The 24,763-nt window shown below is 67.4% G+C and carries 21 protein-coding genes and 1 tRNA gene; all 22 read right to left on the bottom strand.

What is annotated here, in order from left to right:
• The gene (obgE, locus tag AB1K63_RS06410) at nucleotides 1-1,056 is read right to left on the bottom strand and encodes a GTPase ObgE (protein WP_366959141.1); all 1,056 of its coding nucleotides are present in this window, start codon (nucleotides 1,054-1,056) and stop codon (nucleotides 1-3) included.
• 113 nt (nucleotides 1,057-1,169) lie between these two features.
• A tRNA-Ala gene (locus AB1K63_RS06415) sits at nucleotides 1,170-1,245 on the bottom strand.
• A gap of 130 nt (nucleotides 1,246-1,375) precedes the next feature.
• Nucleotides 1,376-2,434 (bottom strand): hypothetical protein, encoded by a 1,059-nt coding sequence (locus AB1K63_RS06420; RefSeq protein WP_366959142.1) that lies wholly within the window; start codon nucleotides 2,432-2,434, stop codon nucleotides 1,376-1,378.
• A 153-nt stretch (nucleotides 2,435-2,587) separates the two neighbouring features.
• Nucleotides 2,588-3,334 carry a Bax inhibitor-1/YccA family protein gene (locus AB1K63_RS06425; RefSeq protein WP_366959143.1) on the bottom strand — a complete coding sequence of 249 codons (747 nt, stop codon included), beginning with the start codon at nucleotides 3,332-3,334 and terminating at the stop codon, nucleotides 2,588-2,590.
• A 184-nt stretch (nucleotides 3,335-3,518) separates the two neighbouring features.
• Nucleotides 3,519-4,022 (bottom strand): YbjN domain-containing protein, encoded by a 504-nt coding sequence (locus tag AB1K63_RS06430; protein WP_366959144.1) that lies wholly within the window; start codon nucleotides 4,020-4,022, stop codon nucleotides 3,519-3,521.
• A gap of 129 nt (nucleotides 4,023-4,151) precedes the next feature.
• On the bottom strand, nucleotides 4,152-5,741 hold the full coding sequence (locus tag AB1K63_RS06435; protein ID WP_366959145.1) for an SPOR domain-containing protein: 1,590 nt from the start codon (nucleotides 5,739-5,741) through the stop codon (nucleotides 4,152-4,154).
• A gap of 74 nt (nucleotides 5,742-5,815) precedes the next feature.
• The gene (gene ftsZ, locus AB1K63_RS06440) at nucleotides 5,816-7,432 is read right to left on the bottom strand and encodes a cell division protein FtsZ (RefSeq protein ID WP_366959146.1); all 1,617 of its coding nucleotides are present in this window, start codon (nucleotides 7,430-7,432) and stop codon (nucleotides 5,816-5,818) included.
• A gap of 123 nt (nucleotides 7,433-7,555) precedes the next feature.
• On the bottom strand, nucleotides 7,556-8,836 hold the full coding sequence (ftsA, locus tag AB1K63_RS06445) for a cell division protein FtsA (RefSeq protein ID WP_366959148.1): 1,281 nt from the start codon (nucleotides 8,834-8,836) through the stop codon (nucleotides 7,556-7,558).
• Nucleotides 8,836-9,735: a cell division protein FtsQ/DivIB gene (locus AB1K63_RS06450; protein WP_366959150.1), complete on the bottom strand. Its 900-nt coding sequence runs from the start codon at nucleotides 9,733-9,735 to the stop codon at nucleotides 8,836-8,838. The genes ftsA and AB1K63_RS06450 overlap by 1 nt, the downstream gene beginning before the upstream one ends.
• A complete protein-coding gene (locus AB1K63_RS06455; RefSeq protein ID WP_366959151.1) occupies nucleotides 9,728-10,696 on the bottom strand; it encodes a D-alanine--D-alanine ligase in 969 nt (322 codons plus the stop codon). Before AB1K63_RS06455 ends, AB1K63_RS06450 begins: the two co-directional genes overlap by 8 nt.
• Complete coding sequence (gene murB / locus AB1K63_RS06460; protein WP_366959152.1) at nucleotides 10,693-11,670, bottom strand: UDP-N-acetylmuramate dehydrogenase; 978 nt, start codon at nucleotides 11,668-11,670, stop codon at nucleotides 10,693-10,695. The genes AB1K63_RS06455 and murB overlap by 4 nt, the downstream gene beginning before the upstream one ends.
• Nucleotides 11,667-13,076, bottom strand: a complete 1,410-nt coding sequence (gene murC / locus AB1K63_RS06465; protein WP_366959153.1) for a UDP-N-acetylmuramate--L-alanine ligase — start codon at nucleotides 13,074-13,076, stop codon at nucleotides 11,667-11,669. Before murC ends, murB begins: the two co-directional genes overlap by 4 nt.
• The gene (gene murG / locus AB1K63_RS06470; RefSeq protein ID WP_366959154.1) at nucleotides 13,073-14,269 is read right to left on the bottom strand and encodes an undecaprenyldiphospho-muramoylpentapeptide beta-N-acetylglucosaminyltransferase; all 1,197 of its coding nucleotides are present in this window, start codon (nucleotides 14,267-14,269) and stop codon (nucleotides 13,073-13,075) included. Before murG ends, murC begins: the two co-directional genes overlap by 4 nt.
• Entirely contained in the window at nucleotides 14,266-15,510 is a 1,245-nt protein-coding gene (locus AB1K63_RS06475) for a putative peptidoglycan glycosyltransferase FtsW (RefSeq protein WP_366959156.1), read from the bottom strand. Before AB1K63_RS06475 ends, murG begins: the two co-directional genes overlap by 4 nt.
• On the bottom strand, nucleotides 15,507-16,862 hold the full coding sequence (gene murD / locus AB1K63_RS06480) for a UDP-N-acetylmuramoyl-L-alanine--D-glutamate ligase (protein WP_366959157.1): 1,356 nt from the start codon (nucleotides 16,860-16,862) through the stop codon (nucleotides 15,507-15,509). Before murD ends, AB1K63_RS06475 begins: the two co-directional genes overlap by 4 nt.
• Nucleotides 16,859-17,929: a phospho-N-acetylmuramoyl-pentapeptide-transferase gene (gene mraY / locus AB1K63_RS06485; RefSeq protein WP_366959158.1), complete on the bottom strand. Its 1,071-nt coding sequence runs from the start codon at nucleotides 17,927-17,929 to the stop codon at nucleotides 16,859-16,861. The genes murD and mraY overlap by 4 nt, the downstream gene beginning before the upstream one ends.
• 18 nt (nucleotides 17,930-17,947) lie before the next feature.
• Entirely contained in the window at nucleotides 17,948-19,402 is a 1,455-nt protein-coding gene (murF, locus tag AB1K63_RS06490) for a UDP-N-acetylmuramoyl-tripeptide--D-alanyl-D-alanine ligase (RefSeq protein WP_366959159.1), read from the bottom strand.
• Nucleotides 19,399-20,868 (bottom strand): UDP-N-acetylmuramoyl-L-alanyl-D-glutamate--2,6-diaminopimelate ligase, encoded by a 1,470-nt coding sequence (locus AB1K63_RS06495; RefSeq protein ID WP_366959160.1) that lies wholly within the window; start codon nucleotides 20,866-20,868, stop codon nucleotides 19,399-19,401. Before AB1K63_RS06495 ends, murF begins: the two co-directional genes overlap by 4 nt.
• The gene (locus AB1K63_RS06500) at nucleotides 20,868-22,622 is read right to left on the bottom strand and encodes a penicillin-binding protein 2 (RefSeq protein ID WP_366959161.1); all 1,755 of its coding nucleotides are present in this window, start codon (nucleotides 22,620-22,622) and stop codon (nucleotides 20,868-20,870) included. The genes AB1K63_RS06495 and AB1K63_RS06500 overlap by 1 nt, the downstream gene beginning before the upstream one ends.
• On the bottom strand, nucleotides 22,619-23,122 hold the full coding sequence (locus tag AB1K63_RS06505) for a hypothetical protein (protein WP_366959162.1): 504 nt from the start codon (nucleotides 23,120-23,122) through the stop codon (nucleotides 22,619-22,621). The genes AB1K63_RS06500 and AB1K63_RS06505 overlap by 4 nt, the downstream gene beginning before the upstream one ends.
• Nucleotides 23,119-24,060, bottom strand: a complete 942-nt coding sequence (rsmH, locus tag AB1K63_RS06510) for a 16S rRNA (cytosine(1402)-N(4))-methyltransferase RsmH (protein WP_366959164.1) — start codon at nucleotides 24,058-24,060, stop codon at nucleotides 23,119-23,121. Before rsmH ends, AB1K63_RS06505 begins: the two co-directional genes overlap by 4 nt.
• A complete protein-coding gene (locus AB1K63_RS06515; RefSeq protein WP_366959165.1) occupies nucleotides 24,057-24,461 on the bottom strand; it encodes a division/cell wall cluster transcriptional repressor MraZ in 405 nt (134 codons plus the stop codon). The genes rsmH and AB1K63_RS06515 overlap by 4 nt, the downstream gene beginning before the upstream one ends.
• Nucleotides 24,462-24,763: the final 302 nt, after the last annotated feature.

Consider the following 24,763-nt stretch of genomic DNA (forward strand, 5'->3'; position numbering starts at 1 on the left):
TCAAAGCGGTGACCAGTCGCCTTCGTCTTCGTTGGTTTCCACTTCTGCGGCATTCGTTTCGGTGGAGGTGTGGTCCGGCAGATGCGTCAGGACGGCATCGAGAAGCTCATCGATCCCCTCCCCCGTCGCCCCGGAGATCACGAAGACGCGGTCCGCGCCGGCATCGCGCAGTTCGGCAGCGAAGCCTTCCGCCAGTTCCGCATCGGCAAGGTCCAGCTTGTTCAAGGCGATCAGCTGCGGCTTGTCCGCAAGGCCTGCCTCGTGCGCCGCCAGCTCTTCGTTCACCGTCCGCATGGCCTGCGCCGGATCGTCTCCGCTGATGTCGACCAGGTGAATGAGCACGCGGCACCGCTCGATATGGCCCAGGAACCGGTCGCCGATACCCTTGCCCTCCGATGCGCCTTCGATGAGGCCCGGAATGTCCGCCAGCACGAATTCGCGACCCTTGTGGCGCACGACGCCCAGCTTGGGCACGAGCGTGGTGAAGGCGTAATGGCCGACCTTGGCCTTCGCATTGCTCACCTGGTTGATGAAGGTGCTCTTGCCGGCATTGGGCAGGCCGAGCAGGCCGACATCGGCCAGCAGCTTCAGCCGCAGCCAGACCCACATCTCCTCGCCCGGCATTCCGGGCTGGTGCTGGCGCGGTGCGCGGTTGGTGCTGGTCTTGTAGCTGGCATTGCCGCGCCCGCCGATGCCCCCTTCGAGAAACACGATGCGCTGTCCGACCTCGGTGAAGTCGGCAAGGACATCTTCCTTGTCCTCGGACAGGATCTGCGTGCCCACCGGCACTTCGATGACCAGGTCATCCGCACCCTTGCCGGTGCGGTCCTTGCCCATGCCATGCCCGCCGCGGGCCGCCTTGAAATGCTGGGCGTAACGAAAGTCGATCAGCGTGTTCAGGCCCTGCACGGCTTCGAACACGATGTCCCCGCCCCGGCCGCCATCGCCGCCGTCGGGTCCGCCATATTCGATGTATTTCTCACGCCGGAAGCTGACCGCGCCCGGTCCGCCTGCGCCGGATTTCACGAATATCTTGGCTTGGTCGAGAAAATGCATGGGCGCTCAGGTAAAGAATTTCACGGGCCCGGGGGAGTCCTGTTTTCCCGCGCGGCGCCGCGACGCGGGGAAATGCCGTTCCGGCGAACCGATCGTGCTGCTGGACGGTTACCTGGTGGAGCCGAGCGGGATCGAACCGCTGACCTCGTCATTGCGAACGACGCGCTCTCCCAACTGAGCTACGGCCCCGTCCAGGTCTGGATCGCATCGGCAGGTGTCCCCGCACGAAGCGAGGGCGCGCCTTAGCGAACGCACAGGTGGCTGCAAAGCACAAATTTGCGCAGCCGGCGCAAAGGCGCCGAAAGCGGGGCGACGCGGATCAGTTCGCCTCGCCGCCCGTGCCGTCCTGCGCTTCCTCGCTGCCGGTAAAGACCGGTTCCGCGTCGGGCACCTGGCTGGTCACCGCCGGTCCGAAACCCGGGACCGGAACGGTCTCGTCAGGCTGCACGGCCGGATCGGCGGACTGGTCGCCGGTGCCGTCCTGGAAGACGATCGCGGACTGCCTGTCATCGACGGCAGGCTGGACACCGTAGGTCGCCGGAGCAGCGACGCTGACCTGGCTGGCCGTTCCGACGGTGTTGCCGCCGATGGAAACAGGGGCGTATCCGCCCGTCTGCAGGCTCGCCGTGTCGATCTGCGCGGCCGAGCCGGCAAGTTGCGGCTGGAGCGAGTAGCTGCGCAGCGGCGGAGCATATTTCGCGTCCCATGCCGCGACTTCGCGCAGCCAGCGTTCGTAATCGGTATAGAAATTGTCGAACACCTGCTCGAACTGCGGCAGGCTGCGTGCGGCAAAGGCTTCCATCGCCGTGCGGCCTTCGACTGCGTTGCTATCCGCATCCATCGCCACTTCCAGCGCGGTCCGGCAGAATTCGTGCTTCACCGTGGGCAGCGCGAAATAGTTGTAAACCCGCGTCAGGTAGGAATCCATCGCCGGCACGTAGTCGTTCGCATACTGCTCGCGGAATTCGCCTTTCACCAGATTGTAGGTGCCGGAATAGGTCTGGCGATTGCGTTCGAGCAGCGAATTGTAGCTGTCGATCAGTGTCGCATATTGCGGCTCCACGCAGCTCAGCACGGCGACGTTGAGCGCCGAGCGCACGTTCCAGATCGTCTGGGGGGTCGACAGGCCGTAATTGACCGTGCGGCGCAGGCCGTCGGGTCCGCGCTGCGGCACGAACATGTTGCCGACTGCACCGCCGGGCGAAACGGGTCGCGCCGGGACGTATTCGACGACCGGCGGCGGCGGTGGTGGCGGGGGTGGCGGAGGAGGCGGCGGCGGAGGCGTCGTGGCGCATGCGGCGAGCGCGGCCGCACCGACCGCGACGGTCGTGATCCTCAACGCCAGGGGTTTTCTCGTTTCGGTTTTTCCGGCGGCCATTCCAAGCGGTTCCTCTCGCATATCGGAAACATAGGCGACCAGCATTGCGCTGGCCTGAAGCGGCACCTTAACCGCTGGATTCGGCAAAGAAAATGCCCGGAATGCTTTTGGCATTCCGGGCATCGTCGTTTTTCGGTCTGTCCGCTGTCTCGTTTATTCCCGGTTACCCAGGAACTGCAGCAGGAACATGAACATGTTGATGAAGTCGAGATACAGGCTGAGCGCGCCCAGGATGATCGACTTCTGCGCCCAGTCGGTGCCGCGGAACACGAAGTATTCCCGCTTCAGGCGCTGTGTATCGTAGGCCGTGAGACCGGCGAAGATCAGGACGCCGAGCGCGGCGATCGCGAGTTCGAGACCGGCCGAACCGATCAGGAAGGCGTTGAGCAGGCTGGCGATGATCAGGCCGACGACACCCATGATCAGGAAGCTGCCCATGCCGGACAGGTCCTTTTTCGTGGTATAGCCGTACAGGCTCAGGCCCGCGAAGGCACCGGCGGTGGCGAAGAACGTCACCGCGATCGAGCCGGGTGCGTAGATCAGGAAGATGGTGGACAGCGCGAGGCCCATGACCGCCGCGTAGGACCAGAACATCACCTGCAGCGCGCCGGCGCTGAACTTGCGTGCGCCAAAGCTCATCAGCAGCACGAAGGCCAGCGGCGAAAGCGCGATCACGAACCAGATGCCGCTGTTGACCAGCGCGCCCGTGATGCCGCTCGCCACTGATGCCAGCGCAACCACGCCGGTCAGCAGTACGCCGAGCCCCATGTAATTGTAGATCGAGAGCATGTGCTTGCGCAGGCCCTCGTCATGCACCATGCCATCGGCGATATCGCCGCGCGTCCCGGGCATGGGATTGAACCCGGTGCGCTGCTGGCTCCTCTCGTTCCAGTCTGCCATCTGAGATCAAAGCTCCGTTTATGATCGGACCGGAAATCGGCCGCGATGTTCCAGGTAATATCGCCGTTTCACCGGCGGTTTTCAAGGGAAACCGGCGAGTAAATAAGTCTCGCCCGGTTAACGCCCGGTCAAGCCGATCAGCCCCATCCTGTCCGCTTGGCGCCGTTTTTCCGGCGGCTCCCGGTCAGGCTTCGCCGACGGCGTCCACCATGGCATTGTCGAGCGCGTCGTACGGATCCTTGTCCCCCCAGAGCACGAACTGGAAGGCGGGGTAGAACCGGTCGCATTCCTCGACCGCGTTCTCGATCAGCGCCTGCGCCTGCGACAGGCTGAGCAATCCCTCGTCGCCCAGCAATGCACCGTGGCGATAGACCAGCATGCCGCCCTGCGACCAGATATCGAAATGGCCCAGCCACATCTGTTCGTTGACCAGTGCCAGCAGTTCGACCGCCTTCTGCCGGCGCGATTTCGGCACGCGCACGTCCGGCAGGCAGAGCAGTTGCAGGACGTTGTCCTCGCCTCGCCAGATCACGCGCATCTGGTATTTCGCCCAGCTGCCCTGGATTTCGCCCGACAGTTCCCCGTCGACCTGCTCGAATGCCCACCCCCGCGCCTCGAACAGCGCGGCGAGCATTTCCACCGGTTCGGCTTCGTCGGAAACGGCAAAGCGGCCCGTCGACGTGTTCATGAATTGGTCCCGTTCGTCATCGGGACCCAGATGGCGCGGCAGGGGCGAGCGACGCAATCGCCGGCCCGCTCGCGCTTGGGGAGAACCGATATCCCCTGTGCAAATCGTGTGCAAAAGCAGCCGCTTCGCTCAGCGGATCGGGTCGACCGTCTCGCCTTCGGGACTGGTGTAGATGAACCCCTCGATCCCCGCCTCGGCCAGCGCATTGAGCGCCGTGCGCGCCGCCCGTGCGTCGGCATAGGGCCCCGCCAGGAGGCGATGGGATTCACCCCAGACGGCGGTATGGCCGGATACCTTGCCCAGCACTTCGGGTGCCTGGCGGCCGAACCGGCGCCAGTCGAAGGCGAGCCGGTCGCGCTCCCTGCCCGTGGCCACCTGGACCCAGATGCGCGAGGGATCGGTCACCGGCTCCGGCTCGGCAGGCGCCTTCTCGCGCGGGGGTTCGATGCGGGTGATGTCCACCCGGCCAGGACGCGCCTGTGTGGACGTTGCCGGCACGACTGCGAGGTCGGCAAAGGCGTCCGCGACCGATGCATTGTCGGGCACTTGCGGTTCGGCGGCCGCAACCGTGCTGGTGACGCCCGGTCCCGTCGAGCCAGCGACCCGCGCGAGATCGAAGCCCGGACCGATGGCCTCGGGCGCGCGGGCGGTATCGGCGCGCTCCACCGCTTGCGAGGTCGCCGCCTCCAGACCCGCTTCGGGGATCGCGACCGCGACTTCGGCGGCCGGGATTTCGGCCACGGCCGGCGGAGACACCGTTTCCGCTTGCGCTGCGACCGCCGGTAACGAGCTCTCGCCGGTCGCTACCGCAACGGGCTCGACGGCGGCGAGCTCGGCCTCGCCGAAAGCGGGGCCCGAAGGCGTCAGGCGCCGGTCGGCGTTCCGAGCGATCGCACTGTCGGGCCGGTATTGCGCGATCTGCGGCGCGTCGGTTCCGATCTGCGCCGTGCGCGGAAAGATGCCCAGATTGGCAGCCGCGGCCTGCTGTGCCTTGGTGAGGCGCGGCATGTATTGCAGGTAGGGCGCGATCCGCGCGGCCAGTTGCCGCGGCATGGCCGCCTCCGCGATGGCGACCGATTCCACCGCATCGCCCATGATCGCCATCGAAAACGCCCGTGCCCGCGTGGCGGCGGGATCCCCGCGCGAAGCGAGCGGCGCAAGTGTCGAGCGGGCCGCGTCACGGTCGCCGGAAATGGCGAGGCTGACGGCCAGCCGGCTGCGGATCAGCGGATCGTCTTGCGCCTGCAGCGACCGGCGATATTCCTGCTGCGCGGCCAGATTGTCGCCGACGAGGTCGTAGGCAAGGCCCTGGTCGCCGGTGAACGCGTCGACCAGCAGGGAGGCACCTTCGGTCCGGAAAAGCTCGATTGCCCGCAGCGGTTGGTTGAGACGGGCGAAGGCGGAGGCAAGGCCGCGCGCCGCCCGCACGTCACCCGGCACGATATTGCGGGCGCGGGTGAAGTAGCCGACCGCTTCGGCCGCATTGTCCAGCGCCAGCGCGGCGGTGCCGGCATCGATCAGTGCGTTGACGTTCTGCGGATCGCGCGAAAGCCGGATGGTCGCGCTGCGAAGCTGCGTTTCCATCTCCGCCTGGCGGGCGATCGCATCGATCGCAGGTCCGGCAGGATCGGCCTGCGCCCACGCAACCGCCGGGCCGGCAAGCGCGACAACGCCCGCAAGCCCGATTGCTGCAATTCGCAAGGTCATGACGTGTCCCATCTCGCTCCTGGCCGGGCGGCTCTTGCGCCCGGTGCCAGCATTCACATCGCGACGAAACCTGCCCTGAACGCGCCCTACTGGTTGTTCTGGCGCCCGAGGAAGCGCGGGATGTTCAGCGCACCGTCGTCGCCATCCTCGTCGTCCTCGTCCTCCTGCGCGGTGTTGGATCCGCGCGAGAGGTTCGCCATGCGTTCGAACAGCGTCGTGCCCGACCCGACGGAAGGCGCACCGCCGGCCTTGCCGGCACCGCCTTGCGAATTGCCGCCGCCTGTCTGTGCGCGAACCGGCTCGTTCGCTTCGGCGAGGCGATCGGCATCGAGCAGCAGCTCGTCCTTCTCGCCCGAACCGTCACCGGCAGTGCTGCCGCCACGATCCGCGGCGTAACCGTCTTCCTGTCCGACCGAGGAATGACCGCGATCGTCCGTGGCAGCGCCGACTACCGGACCTTCCTCGAACTCGTCATCCTCTTCGGGACGACGCAGGCCGGCGAGCGGATCGACGATCTCGTCGACATCGTCCTGCTCGTCCTCGTCATGGTCTTCGTAGGCCTTGGGAATGGCACCCATGCCCGACAGGCCGCCGACGCCCCGGGGCGCTTCGGTCGCTTCTTCCTCGATCTCGTGATCGTCCTCGTCCGTGAGTTCGAGAACGGGCCGCTTGGCCGCCGCTGCCGGAGCGGGCGCGGCTTCGCGCACAGGCTGCGGCGCCGGTGCGCGCGAGGATTCCCGCGCATCGATACCGGTCGCGACGACGGACACGCGGATTTTGCCTTCGAGGTCGGGATTGAATGCCGAACCCCAGATGATGTTGGCATCCTCGTCCACCAGGTCGCGGATATGGTTCGCCGCCTCGTCCACTTCGAGCAGCTTCATGTCCTCGCCGCCGATGATCGAGATGATGACGCCCTTCGCGCCCTGCATCGACACGCCGTCGAGCAGCGGGTTCGCGATCGCCTTTTCGGCGGCCGCCAGCGCGCGGCTTTCGCCTTCGGCTTCGCCCGTGCCCATCATCGCCTTGCCCATTTCCTCCATCACCGACTTCACGTCGGCGAAGTCGAGGTTGATGAGGCCCGGCATGACCATGAGGTCGGTGATCGAGCGGACGCCCTGCTGAAGCACTTCGTCGGCCAGCTGGAACGCTTCCTTGAAGGTCGTTTCCGCCTTGGCGACCAGGAACAGGTTCTGGTTCGGAATGACGATCAGCGTATCGACGTGCTTCTGCAGTTCCTCGATGCCCGCTTCGGCGGCGCGCATGCGGCGCGTGCCTTCGAACAGGAACGGCTTGGTCACCACGCCCACGGTCAGGACGCCCTTGCGCCGCGCGGCTTCGGCCACGACCGGCGCTGCGCCGGTGCCGGTGCCGCCGCCCATACCCGCGGCGATGAAGCACATGTTCACCCCGTCCAGCAGTTCCTCGATCGCATCGACCGTTTCTTCGGCCGCGGCTTTGCCCACTTCGGGACGCGCGCCTGCGCCGAGGCCACCGGTGATGTCGGGGCCGAGCTGGATGCGCGTGTCGCAGGCCGCCGTGTTGAGCGCCTGCGCATCGGTGTTCGCCACGACGAACTCGACACCCTCGATCTCGGCCGCGACCATGTTGGCCACTGCATTGCCGCCGGCGCCACCGATACCGATGACGGTAATGCGCGGACGCAGTTCGTCCGAAGCGGGAGGGCCGATATTGATGCTCATGTGCTAGTCCCTTCTGGGCGAATGCAGCTTGCCGTTAAGAAAAATCGATTTGCCATAGAAACGAACCGCTAGTTATCCGCCGGCATCGTTTATCCACAATACTTAGCGGCACGCTTCACGACCTTAAAAGTTGGCCTTCATGGCCCTGAACAGGCGCTGGACCACGGACCACAGGCCGGGCCGTATCACGTCCTGGTATGCCGGGTCGACCCGGCGAATGTCGATCGGGTCTTCCGCCGCGTAAAGGCAGATCCCGGTCAGCGTCGCGAAACCGGGATGCGCATGCGCTTCGGGCAATCCGCGGAGCGACGGCGGCTTGGCAATGCGGACCGGGCGGCCGAGCGCGCTCTGCGCGAAATCCGCGATCCCGGCCAGTTCCGATCCCCCGCCGGTCAGCACGACCTGGCCGGAGACGAGGCCGGTGAAGCCCAGTTCCTTCAGCGCGCGCCCGGTTTCGTCCGTCAGGTGGGCGAGCTGTTCGGTCACGACCGACACCAGCTGCGCGCGCGAGATGCGGTTCTGTTCGTCCGCGCCGCGCGCTTGCCCGTCGGCCGCGCTTTCGTCCGGACCCAGCAGCGGGATCATTTCCCGATGATCGCTCGGCGCGGCGATCGCGGACCCGGACACGCATTTCAGGCGCTCCGCCTGGAAACGCCGGATGCCGAAGGACGATGCGATGGCGTCGGTGATATCGCTGGAGCCGAACGGAATGCTCTTGAGCCCGAGCAACATTCCGGCGGCGTAGACGCTCACATTGGTGACATCGCCGCCGATCTCGACCAGCGCAGTGCCCAGTTCGCGTTCTTCGGGCGTCAGGCTCGAATGGCCCGCCGCGATCGGGGTCGCGACCACGCTTTCCACTTCAAGGTGCGCGTTCTGGACCGCTTCGATCAGGTTGCGGACGGGTGCGCTTTCGGCCAGCATCACGTGGATGTCGACGCCCAAGTGCTCGGCATGGAGGCCGGACGGGTTGGCGACGCCATGCGCCCCATCGAGCGTGTAATGCGCGGGCTGCGCGTGCAGGACCATCCGCCCGTCGGGCTGGATCGTCTCGCGCGCGACCAGCAGCAGCTGCTCGATATCCTCGTCCTCGATCCGGCGGCCGCCGATCTCGATCTCGACCTTGGCGATGCGGCTTTCCAGGCCCGCGCCGGTGCAGCCGACCCAGACGCTGGAGACGTTCGTGCCCGCCATGCGCTCGGCCCGCTCCACCGCGTCACGGATGGCATGGGTGGCGGCGGCCATGTCGGTCACGTAACCGCGCTTGATCCCCTGGCTGGCCCGGTGACCGGAGCCCAGGACAACCAGTTCGTCCGTTTCCGTCAGGCCCATGATCATCGCCGAAATGCGGAAGGAGCCGACATTCACGGCCCCGAACACGCGCGCTATGCGAGGCGTCGCCATCAGCTACCCTCCCCTTCACCGATGCGGTCGCCGTCCCGCGTGAGCATGTAGACCCGGCCCGGCGCGCGCATGTCGAAGCGCGCGACCCTGCCGCCCAGAAGGCGCTGGCGCCCGTCGAGCTTGGCGAAGGAGACGAGCGCGCTGGCCGCCTCGTCCGAGCCTTCGGGCATGGCCAGCACCTGGTCGGTCTTGAAGGTCAGGTTCCAGCGGCGGTTGCCGATCCATTCGGCTTCGACCACCTGCGGTTTGAGCGCGGGCGCCGCATCGAGCAGTTCGCCCAGCGCCACGACCTGCTTGCGCGCACCCATGCCGGACACGATCAGCATGCCCTTGGCGTTCTCGGCGGAAATCGGTTCCAGCTCCTCGCCGGTCTCGTCGATCAGGACCAGCCGGTCGGGCTTGCGCAGCACGGCGTGCGGCTCGCGTTCGACGATGTCGACCAGGATCGTGTCGGGCAACTGGCGCGAGACGCGCGCGTCCTTCACCCAGCTCAGTTCGACCACCTCGCTGCGGATCGCTTCCAGGTCGACCAGCGGCATCGGGGTCTCGCGGGCGGACAGGACCCGTTCGTAGACGCGCAACTCGTTGATCCGGTCGACGCCGGTAACCTGCACGCGCTGGACCTCGAAACCGGAATCGGACGCCCAGACCGCCATCTGCGCCTGCGCCATCGCAGGCACGCCGGCGAGCGATGCGACCAGCCATGCAAGGCCGCCCGCCACGGCCAGAATCACGACCAGGAACGCCTTTTGCAGCTGTTCCTCGGTGAAGGGCAGGATCGCGACCAGCTGGTCGGTCAGCCCCATCGTCTTCGCCTTCGCGCGCCGCGCGGTCGTCGCGCGCTTGCGCTGCGCGGTCGAACGGCGTGCGCTGGTCGGCTTGCGCTTGACCCTAGCCATCGGCCCCCTCCTTCGCATGCACCCGCAATGCTTCCGCCACGATCGCCTCCACCAGCGTCGGATAATCCATGCCGACATGCGCGGCCTGTTCCGGAACCAGGCTGAGCGGCGTCATGCCGGGCTGGGTGTTGGTTTCCAGCACGAACAGGCCGTCGACGCCCTGCTCGTCGTCCCAGCGGAAATCGGTGCGGCTCGTGCCCTTGCATCCCAGCGCCGTGTGACAGCGGACCGCCAGTTGCAGACACGCCTGCTCGATTTCTTCCGGCAGTTGCGCGGGACAGATGTGGTCGGTCATCCCGTCGGTATACTTGGCGTCGAAATCGTAGAAGCCGCTCTTGGGCTTCAGCTCGGTAACCGCCAGCGCGCGCGGGCCATCCGGACCGTCGATCACGGCGGAGGTCAGCTCGCGCCCGCGGATGAAGGGTTCGGCCAGCAACTGGCGGAATTCCTGCCACGGCCCGGCCGCATCGCGGCGGATCGGATTGCCGTAATTGCTCTCGTCGGTCACGATCGCCACGCCGACGGAGGAGCCTTCGTTGACGGGCTTCAGCACATAGGGGCGCGGCAGCGGATCGCCGTCATAGAGGCTCTCGCTCGCCACGATCCGCCCGCCGGGCATCGGCACGCCCTTGGGCACCAGCAACAGCTTGGTCAGTTCCTTGTCGATCGCGATTACCGAGGTGGCCAGGCCCGAATGGGTATAGGGCACGCCCATTAGGTCGAGCATGCCCTGCACCGTGCCGTCTTCGCCCGGAACGCCGTGCAGCGCGTTGAAGACCACATCCGGCGCGGCTTCCGCGATGCGCGCGGCGACGTCGCGGTCCATGTCGATCCGGGTCACGCGATGGCCGCGGCTTTCCAGCGCCTTCGCAACGCCCTCGCCTGACATGAGGCTGACGGGTCGTTCGTTCGCCCAGCCGCCCATCAGGACCGCAACGTGCCATGTCCGCGCGTCCGTCATGGCCTGCCCACCCGCTTGATTTCCCATTCCAGGGTGATGCCCGAATTCGCGTAGACGCGCGCTTTCACTTCCTCGCCCAGCCCTTCGATGTCGGCGCTGGTCGCATCGCCCGTGTTGATCAGGAAATTGGTGTGCTTCTCGCTCACCTGCGCGCCGCCCAGGGTCAGCCCGCGGCATCCGGCCGCGTCGACCAGTTGCCATGCCTTTTCGCCCGGTGGGTTCTTGAAGGTCGAGCCGCCGGTCTTGGTGCGGACGGGCTGCGATTCCTCGCGCGCCTTGGCGATGCGCTCCATTTCCGCGCCGATCGCCTGCGGATCGCCCGGTTCGCCGCGAAAGCGCGCCGTCACCACGATCGCGCCTTCGGGAAGCGCCGAATGGCGGTAGCTGTAATCCAGATCCTCCGCCGGCAGGGTGAAATAGCGGCCATTGGGCATGACCACGTCGCAATCGACCAGCACGTCCGCGACCTCGCGGCCGTAGGCGCCGCCGTTCATGCGCACCAAGCCGCCGACGGTCCCGGGAATGCCGCGCAGGAATTCGAGCCCCGCGATGCCGGCATCGCGCGCGGTCGATGCGACCAGTACGCCATGCGCGCCCGCGCCGCAGGACACGATGCAGTCGTCCCCGGCGTCCACCCCGGCGAATGCCTTGCCCAGCTTCACCACCACGCCCGGCACGCCGCCGTCGCGGATGATGAGGTTCGATCCGAGGCCCAGCGCCATGATCGGCAGTTCGCCGCCCAGCCGCTCCACGAAGGTGCGCAAATCGTCGAGGTCGGCGGGTTCGAACAGCCAGTCCGCCGCGCCGCCGCTCTTGAACCAGACGAGCTTGGCGAGCGGCGCATCGGGCGTCACCTTGCCGCGAATGCCGTGCGTCGGGACCGGGGCGCCCACGGCGCCTTCCACCTCGACTTCGGCATCGGGCGCGCCGCCTTCGTCCAGCATCGGCCAGTCGTCGGGCTGCATCATGCTCATGCGCCGCGCTCCTGCGCGATAAGCGCGGGCAGTTCCGCCGCCCAGCGGGTGATGTCGCCCGCGCCAAGGCATACGACGATGTCCCCGGGCTCGATGGTCCCGGCCAGTTCGCGCGCCAGCTCCTCGCGGTCCGCGACCGTGGCCGCCCGGCGATGGCCGCGCTCCTTCAGTCCGGCGACAAGCGCTTCGGCCGTCGCGCCCTCGATCGGGTCCTCGCCCGCCTCGTAAACGGGGGTGACATAGGTGATGTCGGAATCGTTGAAGGCCGTCTGGAAGTCTTCCATCAAATCGTTGAGGCGCGTGTAGCGATGCGGCTGCATGACGGCGATGACGCGATTGGTCGCCGCCTCGCGCGCCGCGCCCAGCACCGCGCGGATTTCGACCGGGTGATGGGCGTAATCGTCGATGATCGTGGCACCCGCCGCCTCGCCGGTCTTCGTGAAGCGGCGCTTCACCCCGTCGAACTGGCGGAAGCCGGTGCGGATCGTATCCTCGTCGATGCCCATTTCCAGCGCCACGGCAACGGCCGCCAGCGCGTTCTGGACGTTGTGGCGGCCCGGCATGGGCAGTTCGATATCGGCAATCCGGCGCTGTTCCCCGTCGCGTTCGTGCAGCACGGCGTCGAACATGCTCATCCCGCCTTCGTAGCGCACGTTTTCCCCGCGCAGGTCGGCCTGGGCGGAAAAGCCGTAGGTCAGGATGCGCCGGTCGCGCACCTTGGCGATCACGCTTTGCACTTCGGGGTGGTCGACGCACAGGATGGCGACGCCGTAGAACGGCACGTTCTCGATGAAATCGACGAAGGCCTGCCGCACCGCGTCGAAGCTACCGTAATGGTCGAGATGTTCGGGATCGATATTGGTGACGATGGCGATCTGGCCGTCCAGCCGCAGGAAGCTGCCGTCGCTCTCGTCCGCCTCGACCACCATCCACTCGCTGTCGCCCAGCCGCGCGTTGGAACCGAACTGGTTGATGATCCCGCCATTGATGACCGTCGGATCGACATTGCCGGCGTGAAGCAGCGTGGCGACCATGCTGGTGGTGGTCGTCTTGCCGTGCGTGCCCGCGACGGCGACGGTACGCTTCAACCGCATCAGTTCCGCCAGCATTTCCGCACGGCGAACCACGGGAATGCGGTTTTCCAATGCGCAGACGACTTCGGGATTGGTCCGCTTCACCGCGGTGGACGTCACGATGACCGCGGCGCCTTCCACGTTCTCGCGCTCCTGCCCGATCTTCACCGAGATGCCGAGCGAGCGGAGGCGTTCCACCGTCGGGCTTTCGCGCAGGTCGCTGCCCTGCACGGTGTAGCCCAGATTGTGCATCACTTCCGCGATGCCGGACATGCCGATCCCGCCGATGCCGACGAAATGGATCGTGCCGATATCGGTGCCGACGCCGGTCACTGCGCGCTCTCCTTCGCGGCGCCCTGCCCCACGGCCGCGCCCTGCGTCGCGCCGCGCGCATTGTTCGCGCCCACGCGGATAACGTCCATCATGGCATCGCCGCCGAAGCTCTCGACCAGGTCGGCAAGGTCCTGCGCCGCTTTCGGCCGGCCGCAGTTCCACGCCGCGTGGGCCGCGGTCGCCAGCGTCTGTGGCTTCTGCGCCATCGCCTGGATCTGCTTGGCCAGTTCCTTGGCCGTGAACTGTTCCTGCCGGATCATCCGCGCCCCGCCCGCCTTCGCCACTTCCTTGGTGTTGAAGGACTGGTGATCGTCGGTCGCGATCGGCAGCGGGATCAGGATCGCCGGGCGACCCACGGCGGTCAGTTCTGCGATGGTGGATGCGCCGGCGCGGCCGATGAACAGGTGCGCATCGGCCAAGCGCGATGCCATGTCCTCGAAATAGGTGCCCAGTTCGGCCGGGATGTCGTGGTCGGCGTAGCGCTTGCGCACCGCGTCGATATCCTCGGGCCGGCACTGCTGGGTGATCTGCAACCGCGCTCGCAGCGCCGGCTGGAGCATGGCGAGCCCGTCCGGCACCACTTCAGACAGGACGCGTGCGCCTTGGCTGCCGCCCGTCACCAGCACGCGCAGCAGTCCGTCCTCGGTAAAGGCGGGGAACGGTTCCTCGCGCAATTGCAGGACTTCGGACCGCACCGGATTGCCGACCAGCGCGACCTTGTCCCGGTGCTTGTCCGCCAGCCGCTCGATCTCGGGATAGGCGGTGGCGATCGCCTGCACCCTGCCGGCCAGCAGGCGGTTGACCCGGCCCAGCACGGCGTTCTGTTCGTGCACGACGCTGGGTATCTTCGCAGAGGTGGACGCCAGCAGAGCGGGCAGCGCGGGGTACCCGCCGAAGCCTATGACGGCGCTGGGCTGGAAGCTTTCGAACAGACGCAGCGCCATGCTGCGCCCCTTGAGCACCGCGCGAAGCCCCTTGATCCACTGGATCGGGTTCTTGCCGAAGCGACCGGCGGGCAAGACGTGCGCAGGAAGGAAATCGGGCTTGCCCGGGATGGCCGCGCCGCGCTCGTCCGTGATCAGCGCCACGTGATGGCCGCGCCGTTCCAGCTCGGTCGCCAGTGCGAAGGCGGGAATGATATGGCCGCCGGTGCCGCCAGCGGCGAGCACGTAATGGCGGTTCGGGCCGGTCATCGGGGACTTCCTTCCTTCTCGGCCTTCGTCCCCAGGAGAACCTTCAGCCCGGGCGTCTCGCGCGTCAGGAACGGGTTGCGCCGGGTGATGGCAAGGAGAAGGCCCACGGTCACGCAGGTCGCGACCGTAGAGGACCCGCCATAGGATACCAAGGGCAGCGTCATGCCTTTCGACGGGAAAAGCTGCAGGTTGACGAGCATGTTGATGAAGGCCTGCCCGCCCAGCTGCGCGGTAAGGCCTGCGCCGGCCAGCAGCGCGAAAAGGTTCTCCTCGTCCGCCAGCCGTACCAGCACGCGGACCACGATGGCGAGGAACAGGGCGACGATCACGGCGCAAGCGAGCAGGCCGAATTCCTCGCCCACGACCGAGAAGATGTAATCGGTATGCGCTTCGGGCAGCCGCATCTTGCGGATACCGAGGCCGTAGCCGGTGCCGGTCCAGCCGCCCGACAGCAGCGTGCGCTGCGCCAGGTCCACCTGGTCGTAGGCAGTGCCGCCGGCAAAGAAGCTGTCGATCCGGTTGCGGGCGTTGTCGTAGAAGAAATAGGTCAGCGTCACGCCCGACAGGCCGCCGACGATGATCCCGGCGATCTTCTTCATCGCGACGCCCGACAGCAGGATCAGCGTGAACCAGACGCCGCCGAACAGCATGGTGTCCCCGAAATTGGGCTGCAGCATCAGCAGCGCTCCGACGAGCGCCATCACCGCGCCGGTCGCCCACGCCACCGGCAGGTCGGGATCGCGGATGCGCCAGGACAGGATCCACGCGAGCAGGATCGCGAAACCCGGCTTCAGGAATTCGGACGGCTGCAGGGTCAGGCCGAACTTCAGCCAGCGCCGCGCGCCGTTCACCTCGTGACCGATGCCCGGAATGATGACCGGGATCATCAGGACCACCATCGCGAAGGCCAGCAGGATTCCGATCCTGCGCGCATCCTCGCGCTGCAGGAAGGACAGGCCCAGCATCGCCATGACGCCGATCGCGGTCCATCGGAGGTGCGCCCAGTAGAAATAGAGCGGATCGAGCGCTTCATCCGCAGTCGAAAGGCGCGCCGCGGTGGCAGGCGAACCGGCGGAAACCGCGACCGTGCCGATCAGCATCAGGACCAGCACGAGGCCCAGCAGCACCCGGTCCACTTCCCGCCACCACACGCGCAGCTCGTTCCAGAAGGACCGGTGGCGCGGCCTGCCGCCCACCCGGTTGTCGGTCCGCCGCGGGATGTACGGCTGCGTCGCGCTCATCGTGGAGCCCCTCCGACAGGGCCGAAATCGGCCGGATCGCAGTCGGTCACTTCGGCCACGATCTTGCGGAAATGCTCGCCCCGCTTCTCGAAATCGCGGAACTGGTCGAAGCTGGCGCAGGCCGGCGACAGCAACACCACCTCGCCTGTCTTCGCCTTCGCCGACGAGCGCTGCACAGCCTCGCACAGCAGCTCGCACGGCTCCACCGGCACCCGACCGGTCAGGAGAGCGGCAAAGGCGGGGCCGGCCTCGCCGATCGTGTAGGCGCAGGCAACATTGCCCAGCTGCGCCTCGCACTCGCCCAGCCCTTCCTCCTTCGCCAGGCCACCCAGGATCCAGTGAATGCGCGGATCGGGATCCGCCGGATAGGCAGCCAGCGCGGGCGCGGCAGAGGCGGTGTTGGTCGCCTTGCTGTCGTTGACGAAGGTCACGCCGTCCTTCTCGCACACCACTTCCATGCGGTGCGGCAGGCCGCCGAAGGACCGCAGCGCGGGCTCCCACGCGGCCCGGTCGACGCCGATCGCTTCGACCAGTGCGATAGCCGCCGCGGCGTTTTCCAGATTGTGCGGCCCGGCAAGCGCGGGCCAGTCGGGCTGCAACTGAGCGTAGGATTGCGGCGTCAGGCGCACGGCGCGCTCTGCGCCGCGACGCGCCTCTTCCGCCAGTCGCACCGCTTCCGTCGGCGCGTCCCCGGCGCCGAACGCGGCGAACTGGCCGACATTCTGCATCGCGAACAGGCGGGCCTTGGAAAAGCAGTACGCCTCGAAGCCGTCATACCGGTCGAGATGGTCGGGCGTGATGTTGAGCAGCGCCGCCGCGTCGCAGGCGAGCGAGCGGGTGAGATCGATCTGGTAGCTCGACAGTTCGAGGACATAAACCCCGCCTTCAGGCAGCGGATCCTCGCCCAGGATCGGTACGCCGATATTGCCGCCCATCCGCACGGGCACGCCCGCCTCATCGAGGATGTGGGTCACGAGCGCGGTCGTGGTGGACTTGCCGTTCGTCCCGGTGATGCCGACCACCCGATGGGCCGGCAGCGACTGGCGCGCCTGCGCGAACAGTTCGATATCGCCGATCACCGGTACGCCGAAACGCTCCGCATGGGCGGTGATAGGGTGGGTGTTGAGCGGCACGCCCGGGGAAACGACGAGGCCGTCGAAGGCCGTGAGATCCGTTTCGAGCGGATCGGCGAGCGTGCAGCGTCCTTCGAAAGGCGCACGGGCCACATCCTGCCGGTCCCACGCGGTAACGTGCGCCCCGCTCGCCAGCAGCGCTTCGGCCGCAGCCGCGCCGGAACGCGCCAGCCCGAGGACGGCGTAGCGCTTGCCGGCGAAGACGGGCGAGACGATCATCGCAGCTTGAGCGTCGCCAGACCGGCGAGCGCGAGCACGATCGCGACGATCCAGAAACGGATGACCACGGTGCTTTCCGCCCAGCCCTTCTGCTCGAAATGATGGTGGATCGGCGCCATGCGGAAGACCCGTTTGCCGGTACGCTTGAACCAGAAGACCTGGATGATGACCGAAAGCGCCTCCATCACGAACAGCCCGCCCACGATGCCGAGGACGATCTCGTGGTGGCTGGCGACGGCGATCGCGCCCAGCGCCCCGCCGAGTGCGAGGCTTCCGGTATCGCCCATGAAGACGGCGGCAGGCGGCGCGTTGAACCACAGGAAGGCGAGACACCCGCCCATGATCGCGCCGCAGAATATCGCCAGTTCGCCGGCCCCTTCCACGTGGGGGATGCCGAGATACTCGGAGAAGTCGGCGCGGCCCACGAGATAGGCGATGAGCGCGAACGTGCCCGCCGCGATCACGACCGGCATCGTCGCAAGGCCGTCCAGCCCGTCGGTCAGGTTCACCGCATTGCCCGCACCCACGATCACGAAAGCCGCGAACACGTAATAGAACGGGCCCAGCGGGATCGACACGTCGGACAGGAAGGGGACGTAGAGGTTCGTGTTGATCTGGCTGACGATGATGTAGGACGCGATGCCCGCGACGGTGAATTCGAGCAGCAGCCGGACCCGGCCAGACACGCCCTTGTGGCTGCTCTTCGAGACCTTGTCGTAATCGTCCATGAAGCCGATCAGGCCGAAGCCCGCGGTCACCGCGAGGCAGGCCCAGACGAACGGACTGCTGAGATCCATCCAGATCAGCAGCGATGCGACGAGCGAGATCAGGATCATCAGCCCGCCCATGGTCGGCGTACCCCGCTTGGCGAGATGGGTCTGCGGCCCGTCCTCGCGGATCGGCTGCCCCTTGCCCTGGCGCACGCGCAGCATGTTGATGAAGCGGGGGCCGATCACGAGGCCGATCAGCAACGCCGTGATCAGCGTCGCGCCGGTCCGGAATGTCTGGTACCGCACGAGATTGAAAATCCCCGCGAAATCCAGCCATTCGGCAAGCAGATAGAGCATGCTGCGGTCCCGACCCGTTCAGTTCGCGCCCGTCAAGCGGGCCACCAGCGCTCCGAGGCCGACCGAGTTGGAGCCCTTGACCAGCACCGCGTCCCCGGCGGTCAGCCCGTATTCCTCCAGCGCCTCGATCGCATCGGCCGCACTTGCGCAATGCGCGAAGGTCCCGCCATTGCCAAGGACCGCCGCCGCCTCTTTCCCCAAATGGCGATAGAGCGGGCGCATTTCCTCGCCCACCAGCACCACGTGATCGATGTTCGCGGCCCCGATCGGCTCGGCCAGCTGTTCGTGGAACCGGGCGGAGAAATCGCCCAGCTCCTTCATCGCGCCCAGCACGGCGATCCGCCGCCCCGCCGGGGTCTGGCCCAGCTGGCGCAGGGTCGCGCGCATGGAAGCGGGATTGGCGTTGTAGCTTTCGTCGATCAGCGTCGCCTTGCCGCCCGGCACTTCGATCCGGTGGCGCGCGCCGCGGCCCTTCAGACCGCCCATCTCGGCCAGCGCGAGGCCCGCCGCGGCAAGGTCCCCGCCCGCGGCATGGACCGCCGCCATCACGCACAGCGAATTGTCGATCCAGTGTTCGCCCGGCTCCGACACGGAATAGCAGAGCCGCGTCCCGTTCAGTTCGGCCGTGACCAGCGCCCCGCCATGCCCCTGCGGGATGGCATCGAGCAGCCGCATGTCCGCATCCGGACCGCGCCCGAAGGCACAGATCTTCGCGCCGGCGGCGAGGGCATGATCGCGCAGGCGCGCGAAATGCGGGCTGTCGGCCGGAATGACGGCAATGCCCCCTTCGCCCAGACCGCCGAAGATTTCCGCCTTCGCATCGGCGATCGCCTCTTCGGAGCCGAGGTTCTCGATATGCGCGGGCGCGATGGTGGTGACCACCGCCACGTGCGGCTGCACATGGCCCGTCAGCACGTCGATCTCGCCGGCGTGGTTCATTCCCATCTCGAACACGCCGTAACGGCTGCGCGCGGGCATCCGGGCAAGGCTGAGCGGAACGCCGACATGGTTGTTGTAGCTGCGGACCGAACGGTGCGCCGCCCCGCGCGACGACCGGTCGAGCGCGGCGAAGATCGCTTCCTTGACGCCCGTCTTGCCGACAGAGCCCGTCACGCCGATGCGAACCGCATCCGCCCGCCGGCGCGATGCCGCGGCCAGCGCGTGCAACGCGGCCGTGGTGTCCGCCACGCGCACATGCGGATAGGGCACTTCGCGGTCGACCAGCGCGGCGGCCGCGCCATTGGCAAACGCCGCTTCTAGGAACCGGTGGCCGTCCATCGCTTCCCCGCGCAGCGCCACGAAAAGGTCCCCTTCGCGCACGTCGCGCGAGTCCATTTCCACGCCCGAGACCTGGAAGGACCCGCTGGCGACGCCGCCGGTCGCCTCCGCGATGGCTGCGGCATCCCACAGCGCCAGCGGCAGCAGGTCGCGATCGTCCTCGGGCCAGGTCTGCAGCAATGCGTGCGCCATCATGCCGCTCCTTCGGCCGCGGCGCATTCGCGCGCAACCTGAACATCGTCGAATGGCAAGACCCGCATATTCTCTCCGCTACCGATGATCTGTCCCTGTTCGTGCCCCTTGCCCGCGATCAGCACGATGTCCTCCGCCCGTGCTTCGGCAATCGCCGCGGCGATGGCATCGCGACGGCCGCCGAACTCGCGGGCGTCCGGCGCACCGCGCAGGACTTCGGCGCGAATGGCGGCGGCATCTTCCCCGCGCGGATTGTCGTCGGTCACGATGACGACGTCCGAATGGCGCGCGGCCGCCTCGCCCATCGGGGCGCGCTTGCCCGCATCGCGGTCGCCGCCCGCACCGAACACGGTGATGAGGCGGCCAGCGGCATGGGGCTTCAGCGCCAGGATCGCCGCTTCCAGCGCGTCAGGCGTGTGGGCGTAGTCGATATAGACCGGCGCGCCGACCGGGGCGATGACGGCCCGTTCCAGCCGTCCACGCACGGGCTGCAACCGCCCAAGGTTCTCGAACGTGCGTCCCGCGTCGCCGCCGGTCGCAATGACCAGCGCCGCCGCGGTCAGGGCGTTCGCAACCTGGTACGCCCCGATCAGCGGCAGGCGCAGCGTGCGCTCAGCGCCGTCATAGGCGATCCGTAAATCCTGCCCCAGCTGGGTCGGGGTGCGGCCCAGCAGGCGGATAGTCCCGCCCTTCTCGCCCACCGTCAAAACGTCCAGCCCGCGCGCCTTCGCGTGTTCGATCGCGCGGTCCGACCAGACATCCGTATCGGTCCAGATCACCGCCTTCGCGCCGTCGGTCACGACCTCGTCGAACAGGCGCATCTTGGCGGAGAAATAATCCTCCATGTCCGCGTGGTAGTCGAGGTGGTCGCGGCTGAAATTGGTGAATGCCGCCGCGGCGACGGCCAGCCCTTCGTTGCGGTACTGGCTAAGGCCGTGGCTGGACGCCTCGTAGGCGACATGGGTCACGCCTTCGCGTGCCAGACCACTCATGTTGGACAGGAAAGTCACGATGTCGGGCGTGGTGAGGCCGGTGGACACGCTCTCGTCCGGCGTGGTGACGCCCAGCGTTCCGATGCTGGCGGCGCGTTCGCCCGCCATCCGCCACAGCTGGCGGGTCATTTCCACCGTCGATGTCTTGCCGTTGGTGCCGGTCACCGCCACGATCGTGCCCGGTACCGGCCGGAAATACTGCGCCGCCAGCGCCGCGAAGGTGCGGCGCGGCTCGTCGCTCGCGATATGGACCGCGCCTTCGACCGTGGCCCCGGGCCGCGCGACGATCGCCGCCGCCCCGCCCTTCACGGCCGCGTCGATGAAATCCTCGCCGTCGAAGCGCGCTCCGCGAAAGGCGCCGAAGACAGTGCCCGGCGCGACCTTGCGGTGGTCGATCGCGAAGCCTGTGACCTGCGCGCCGCCGGCATCCTGCGCCAGCGAAAGGCCGGCCTTGCGGGCAAGTTCTTCCAGCCGCATCAGTCCACGTCCCCGACCAGCGGCTTCAGGTCGCTGATATCGACATCGTGGCCGGTGTCGGGCTGGACGCCCAGCAGCGGACCGATGCGCGGCACCAGCTGGCCCACGATGGGCGCGGCGTTCCAGGCGGCGGTCCGCTGGAACGAGCTGGCAGTGGTCCCGCGCGGTTCGTCCAGCATGGCGACGACCACGTAGCGCGGCTTGTCCATCGGGAAAGCGGCGGCAAAGGTCGAGATCAACGAGGATTCGCGATAGCCGCGCACGCCCGGCTTTTCGGCGCTGCCGGTCTTGCCGCCCACGCGATAACCGGGCGCATCGGCTTTCTTGCCGGTGCCGTAGATCGTGATCATGCGCAGCAGCTGGCGCATGCGCGAGCTGGTCGATTCCTTGAACACGCGCCGGCCCTTCGGCGCCTTGCCCGGATCGAGCCGGTTGAGCGTCGCCGGGCGCCACAGGCCGCCATTCACCATGGCGGCATAGGCACTGGCCAGATGGAGCGGGGTCACCGCAACGCCGTGGCCGTAGCTGACGGTCATGTTCTTGATCCGCGACCACTTACCGCCTTCCCAGATCGGCTTTCCGCGACCGGGCAGTTCGATATAGGGCCGCTCGCTCATGCCGAGATCGACCAGCGTGCGCTGCAGCCGCGCCTGCCCCATCTCGTCGGCAATGCGGGCGGTCACCGTGTTGGAGGAATGGATCAGCGTCTGCGGCACGTTGAGCGAATTGCCGAGGAAGTGGCTGTCGCGCAGCGTGCGGCCCTGCACCTGCACGGGCGCGGCGTTCCAGGGCCGGCCCAGATCGCGCACGACGCCCGCGTCGATCGCGGCGGCCACGGTCAGCGGCTTGAAGGTGGAACCCAGCTCGTAAACCTGGTTGGTGACGCGATTGAAGGCCTTGGGAACGCCGCCTTCGGCGGCTTCCTCGTCGGGCAGCATGAGATCGTGCGCGACGACCTTGTTGGGATCGTATTCGGGGAGCGAGGCGAGCGCCATCACTTCGCCGGTGTCCACGTCCAGCACGATGCCGGCCGCGCCCTTGGCGTCCACCGCCAGCATGCCGCGGCGCAGTTCGTCCTCCAGCGCACCCTGGACGCGCATGTCGATCGACAGGGCGACCGGATGATCGCGCAGGTCGGGATCGGTCAGGCGTTCTTCCAGCACCCGCTCCATGCCGGCCCGGCCGATCCCGTCGCGATCGACGTAGCCCAGGACATGCGCGCCGAGCGAACCTTGGGGATAATGCCGCTCCGTCTCCTGCGGCAGGTTCAGCGCGGGCTCGCCCAGATCGTGAATCCGCTCGGCATCTTCGGGCAGGACCCGGCGGCGCAAATATCCCGCCCGTCCGGACGCCAGCTTCGCGGCGGTGACCTCGATATCCATTTCCGGGAAGATCGCATTCAGGCGGACGGCGACTTCGCGCGGGGACCGGACCAGCGGGGCTTCCCCTTCGCCCAGCGCCGTCGGATCGAACCACAGCGCGTAGGCGGGGAAAGCGCGGGCCAGCGGATAGCCGTTGCGATCGGTCAGTTCCCCGCGCGGCGGCAGCAGCGCCTCTTCCAGGGTTGTGGCCGCGATCGCGCGCTCGGAAAAGCCGAAGGACCCGATCTTAATCAGCGCCACCATCGCGACCAGCGCAAAACCGGACGCGACCAGCAGGATGCGCTGGCGCGCGACCAGCAACAGGCTGCGCCGCTCGGTCACGCGGTCGGCGCGGCCGGCGGAAATCGTGGTGCTGACGGACACGGCGTTCACTGGCTCAGCTCCGCGCTGGGAATGGCAAGGGGCCGGTTGGCCGAAAGCCGCTCCGCCAAGGTGGTGGACCGGGGCATGGCGCCCAACGGGGACCGCTCGGAGCCACGCTCGCTTTCGTCGCCGGACGCATTTTCGGCGCCGGAGGGCGCGGCCTGCTCGGTATTCTGAGCGACGCGGATCGGTTCGGGCGCGCCGGGACCGCGCGGCTCGCCCAGATTGGCCAGTTCGCGCTCGTGTTCGAGGTAATTGCCCGCGGCCGGTGCCTCGTAACCGAATTCGAGCCGGTTCCAGTCGGCCAATTGCTGCTGGCTGGCGCGAGCCTCGAACTCGGTTTCGAGAACCAGCTTCTTGCGCTCCAGACGGATGATCTCGCGTTCCGCCAGTCGTACTTCGCTCTTCACGGAATTGACGTGGAAGGTCAGCGCCAGAAACACGACCAGGCAGATGCTGAGGACGACGGCCCAGCCTAGCTGGCGAAGGCGGGAGCCGGCGGGCGTCATGCGGCCTCCCGCGCCGGTGCGGCGGTCCGGACGGCGTGACGCAGGGTGGCGGAGCGGGCGCGCGGATTGCGTGCGATCTCCGCCGCCGAAGGACGGATCGCCTTGGAAACGTCACGGTAGATGGCGGGCGCCGTCTCGACCTGCGGTAGATGGCGCGAGCCGCCGCCCGTCTGCCCGGAGGCATCGCGCAGATACTGCTTCACGATCCGGTCTTCCAGGCTGTGGAAGCTGACCACCGCCAGCCGTCCGCCTTCGCGCAGCAGCGTCTCCGCCGCGGCGAGGCCGCTGCGCAGTTCGTCGAGTTCGGCGTTCACGTGGATCCGCACGGCCTGGAAGGTCCGCGTCGCCGGGTCCTTGGGCGCGCCCGGACGATAGCCGAGCGCCTTGCGCACGACCCGGGCGAGTTCACCGGTCGTTTCCAGCGGGCGCGCCGCCACGATGGCGCGCGCGACCCGGCGCGACTGGCGCTCCTCGCCGAAGTGATAGAGCACGTCGGCGATCTCGGTCTCGTCCGCCTCGTTCAGGAAGTCGGCCGCGCTCCGGCCGGACTGGCTCATGCGCATGTCCAACGGACCGTCGGCGGAAAAGGCGAAGCCGCGCTCCGCCTGGTCGAGCTGCATGGAGGACACGCCGATATCCATCGTGACCCCGTCGACCGCATCCACGCCGGCCGCCGCGAGGGCGGAAACCATCTGCGAGAACTCGACCGGGTGCAGCACCAGCCGCGGCGGGTCCTCGCGCGTTTCGGGCCAGCGGGAGCCGGCGGCAATGGCATCGGGGTCTCGATCGAAGGCGTGCACGGTCGCGCCCGCTGCCAGCAGGGCGCGCGAATAGCCACCCGCGCCGAACGTTGCATCGACAACTACGTGTCCGGGACGCGGATCGAGCGCTTCAATCACACCTTCGAGGCACACCGGGACATGGGGGGCGTCCGTCATTTGCGCTTCGCCTCGTAGTCCTCGACCAGCGTCTGGCAGGCGATCTTGGCCGCCTCCATTTCCGGTCCCATCTTGTAGAGTTCCTCGGGCGCCCAGATCGTGAAAGTACGCCCGGAGCCGCGGAAATACAGGCCCTCGGTGACGTTCGCGTAGCGCTGGAGCCAGGTCGAGAGGACGAAACGACCGCTATCGTCGAAGGGGATCTTCTCGAAGCCGAACAGCTTGTCGGACCGCTCCTCGTAATCGAAATCGCGCCCATTCTGCAGGGCGAGATCGTACTCACGATCCAGCCGCTCGCGCCGCTCCTTCTCGTGATCGAGGCCGAAGCCGGTCAGGCAGGGCCACTTGGGATGCTCGCCGATGCAGACCTTCTTGGTCCCCTCGCCGGCTTCCTTGACCACGTTCCTGAAGGACGGAGGCAGGACAAAGCGGCCCTTATCGCCTGCCGGCGAATAGGCTTGACCGCTGTAATTGATCCAAACCTCCGACATCCCTGTCGCGCACCCCTCGACCGAACCTCCTTCGAGACAAGGCTTCGCCGTCCACGCCTGCGCACGCTCGCGGGTGGCCCACCCCGCCCCTGCGGGATGCGTCGAAAGATTCCTTGTCCGATGGAATGCGGTATTATCCCGCGACGGGACGGGATGGAAGGGCAAAACGCGGGATTTTTTGGGAAATCTCGCAACTGATTGTTTTGGTTAAT

It is taken from the genome of Qipengyuania sp. JC766 (assembly GCF_040717445.1).
Lineage (GTDB): Bacteria > Pseudomonadota > Alphaproteobacteria > Sphingomonadales > Sphingomonadaceae > JC766.